Here is a 3,797-nt window from a genome sequence, read left to right as displayed (position 1 = left end):
CTGGACCTGGATGACATAGGGATCGGGATCGATGATCATGTGATGACTCCGGTTCGCCGGAACTCGTGGAGGAACACCTGCTCCAGGCCGGTCGCTGTGCTGAAGCAGTGGTAGCGGCCGAAACGCCAGCGGATGGCGCTCCGAATGGTGTCCTGCCAGCGCGCGAAAGTCTCGCGGTAGGACGTGCAGACCGCGTCGTCGAGGGTGACTTCGATCTCGGCTCCGGTCTCGGCATCCACCAGGTAGACCGGGCCGGAGCCGAGCAGGGCAGGGTTCAGCTCGTCCGGAGAGCTGATGTGCACGGCGAGGATCTCGAGATCCCTCGCCCCGCCGGCACGCCGCATCAGGTCATCGATGCCCTCGAACAGGAAGTCGCTGATCACGATCACGAGGCTGCGTCGCCGCGCCGCCGGCAGCGCCTTGCCCAACCCCTCGGCGAACGAGCGGTGCCCTTCGGGCCCGAACTTCCCGAACCAGTCGAACAGGTGCTGCGCGCGCGACGTTCCCTGCACGCGGGGCGAATAGTGCAGCCGTTCACCCGCGAAGACGCAACCCTGCACCACATCGCCGCCGGCAAGGCCGACAAAGCCGAGCGTCCGTGCCAGCGACAGGGCGAATGCGAGCTTGTCCGGCTCGCCGTGCGCCATCGATCGCGTCGCGTCGAGCACGACGAGGATCGGCAATTGCCGGTCAACCGAGTACTGCCGGACATAGGGTTGGCCGAGCCGCGCCAGCACCCGGGCATCTATGTGGCGGACGTCGTCTCCACTCAGGTAGGGGCGATGGTCGGCGAACTCCATGCCGGCGCCCTTGTCGGCGCTGCGGCGCTCGCCTGTGCCGACAGAGGGACGCGCGTGATCGGTCAGGAAGCGCGACGTCGCAAGCCGCTCGAGGAGTACAGGCGAGGGGGAGGGGGGCTCGGTCAAGACACCTTCCTCACACACTGCTCGAACGTCTCGAGGATCAGCGTTTCGAGCGACACTCCCTCGGCAACCCCCTCGTAGTTGAGGTGGATTCGGTGGCGGGTGGCTGGCAGCAGCACGGCACGCAGGTCGTCGAAGGCAACATTATAGCGGCCGGCAAACAGGGCGTTGGCCTTGGCGGACATGATGATCGCCTGTGCCCCGCGCGGGCTGAGGCCGAACCGCAGGAAGCGCCTGACCGAGGCCGAGGCGATGTCGGAGCCGGGCTGCGTCGCAAGGCCGAGGCGTGCCACCGACCGTCTCACATGCTCGGCCACGGGCACGCTGCGCACGATGCTCTGCAGCTCGACGATGTCGTCCGGACGCAGTGCCTGCACCACCTCCGGCTGGGCGGAACCCGTCGTGGCCGACAGGATCCGCGCCAGCGTCTCCTCCGAGGGGTAGGCAATGTCGATGCGGAACAGGAACCGGTCGATCTGCGCTTCCGGCAGGCTGTACGTGCCCTCCATCTCGATGGGGTTCTGCGTGGCGAGGACGAAGAACGGCTGCGGCAGTGGCATGGAGCGGCCGGCGGCGCTGATCGTGCGCTCCTGCATCGCCTCGAGCAGCGCCGACTGTGTCCTGGGCGTCGAGCGGTTGATCTCGTCGGCGAGAAGCAACTGCGTGAACACCGGCCCCTTCTGGAACTCGAGGCGGCTGCGGCCGTCCTCACCCGGGATGAGTACCATCGAGCCGGTGATGTCCGCCGGCATCAGGTCCGGGGTGAATTGGATGCGGGCAAAGCCGAGCCCCGTGGCCTGACCGAGCGTCTTGACCAGCAGCGTCTTGCCTACCCCGGGTGGACCTTCGAGCAGAACATGCCCGCCGGCGATCAGCGCCACCAGCAGCTGTTCGACCACCTTCTCCTGGCCGAGCAGCACCCCCGAGATCGCATCGCGCGTGGCTCGCAGCGCCTGCAGCAGGCGCTCCAGCGTCGCGTCATCGGCGTCGGCCCCAGGCTCCTCCGCTGCGGCCATACTCATTGTCGACGACATGTTCGATCCTTCTTCACTGGGAGAGTTCGAGGGTGGGTGGAGCGGCGGCCCGCTCAGCCGGACGCGCGGGGCGGGGCGGGGCCGGTATCCCTCCGCGGGGCGCCAGCACGCGCTGTACGAGGCCGGAATAGCGGAGCGACAGATCGGCCATGAACAGTGCGACCGCGCTCAGCAGGTAGACCGGCCAGCCCGCCATCTCGATCCAGAGCCCTGCGGCAAGCTGCGGCAGCCGCTTGCCTTCGGTCAGCACCTCACCGCCTGTGCGCGAGACCAGGTAGGCATGGCCGCTGCGGCTTCGTGCCGGGTCGCGCACCTGCGGATAGGCGATGTGGATCGCCGTCGCCGCCACGATCCCGTCGGCGCTCGTCTCGAAGCGGTAGTCGCCGGGAACAGTCCCGGTATAGCGGGCCCGGTATTCCCCCGGCGCCGTCCCCGGCGACACCGCAAGATTGATCGGCTCGCTGTCCGGCGCGCCACGCACGGTGAGGGTCGGCGGTGCCGCCGCCGCGTCGGCACGATTGTCGAGCCGGACCCGGATGTCGACCGAGTCGCCGACGCGTGTCGCCGCGATCCGCAGGCCATCCTCTTCGGTCGGTGGCAGGAACTGGCGGATCAGCTGTGCCCAGGCCGCCGGGTAGGTCTCGAGCTTCTGCCAGTTGCCGGTCCACTCGCCGATCGCCTGGGTGGCGAGGGCGGTGACCTGTCCGTTGCCGTGGCGCCAGGTGGCCATCAGCGGCATCGGTTCGCCCGCCTTGTCCGCAGTGGCGAGCAGGACGCTGGCCGCCGGCTTCGCCGTCGTCAGGACAAAGCCGCCGATGTCCGGCATGGTCTCGGGCAGGTGCCGCAGGTAGCTTGCGGATCGGTCGACCCATTGCGGGCTCGAGGTGCCGAGCTCGACCGCATCCTCGGACAACAGCAGGGCCTCCTGCGAGAGGATCGAGGGCAGCGCCTCGAAGTCCTGGGTCGCATGGAACGTACCCTCGCCGAGGTTCGCGATGGTCTCGACCAGGTTGGCGCCGGCGCCCTCGCCGATCGCCACCGAGGAGACGGTGGCGCCCAGCCCGCGCAGCCTGCCGATGGCGCCGGGGAAGTCGCCTGGCTGGCTCAGGCCGTCGGTCATCACGATGACATGCTTGACCTGGGTCTGCGCGGCCTCGAGCTGCGCCGCGGCCTCGACCAGACCCGGGTAGATGGAGGTTCCCCCGCCGGCGTCGATCCGACCAATCGCCGCCTCCACGGCCGCGCCGTCACCGATCTCCTGCAACGGCAGGACCAGTTGCTGCGCCTCGTCGAAGACGATGATCGCCACCTCGCTCCGCGGATTGAGTAGATGGATTGCCGCGTCCGCCGCCTGCTTGGCGATGTCGAGCCGGGTGAGCCGGCCCACCGGCTGCTGCATGCTGCCGGAGCGATCGAGGACGAACACCATCGCCACCTTCGGGGTCTCGCGCGGGATGTTGCTCGACAGCGGTGACAGACGTTCGAGCGCTGTCTGCAGGTAGCCGCCCGGTCCGAAGCTGTTGGGGCCGCCGGTGAGCAGCAGGGTGCGCCCGTGCTCGTTCACTGCCATTTCGATCTGGCGGTGCTGTGCGGTATTGAGCGCAATGGCGGGCACATCGAGCAGCACGATTCCATCGAACCGGAGCCAGCCGTCGAGCGTGAACGGCGCTCGGTCCGGCACCATCGAGACGACGTCCAGACCTTGTGAACGCAGCATCCGCGCGAAGAACGCCCCCTCGAACGCATCGCGGGCGATCACTGCCAATTGGCCTGCGGGCCGCGGCGACACCCACAGGCCGTTCCTGTCGTTGTCGGAAGGGGCCAGCCCCGGACGGGCGAT

At 68.6% G+C, this 3,797-nt stretch carries 3 protein-coding genes; all 3 read right to left on the bottom strand.

Annotated features, from left to right (window positions below; all coding sequences use genetic code 11):
- Positions 1–35: 35 nt before the first annotated feature.
- Complete coding sequence (locus tag ACE3TU_RS19980; protein WP_374627432.1) at positions 36–926, bottom strand: DUF58 domain-containing protein; 891 nt, start codon at positions 924–926, stop codon at positions 36–38.
- The gene (locus tag ACE3TU_RS19975; protein WP_374627430.1) at positions 923–1,939 is read right to left on the bottom strand and encodes an AAA family ATPase; all 1,017 of its coding nucleotides are present in this window, start codon (positions 1,937–1,939) and stop codon (positions 923–925) included. The genes ACE3TU_RS19980 and ACE3TU_RS19975 overlap by 4 nt, the downstream gene beginning before the upstream one ends.
- Before the next feature lie 31 nt (positions 1,940–1,970).
- Positions 1,971–3,797, bottom strand: a 1,827-nt coding sequence (locus ACE3TU_RS19970) for a VWA domain-containing protein (RefSeq protein ID WP_374627429.1), incomplete at its 5' end; no start/stop codon positions are given.

Origin of the sequence: Devosia sp., from assembly GCF_041917035.1 — a bacterium.
In the GTDB taxonomy this organism is placed as follows: Bacteria; Pseudomonadota; Alphaproteobacteria; order Rhizobiales; family Devosiaceae; genus Devosia_A.
This window is presented reverse-complemented; position numbering and strand designations above follow the sequence as displayed.

What these genes read in the sequence shown, in the direction of transcription:
- ACE3TU_RS19975 (WP_374627430.1), bottom strand. Translation starts at nt 1,939, where the DNA reads ATGGCCGCAGCGGAGGAGCCTGGGGCCGACGCCGATGACGCGACGCTG.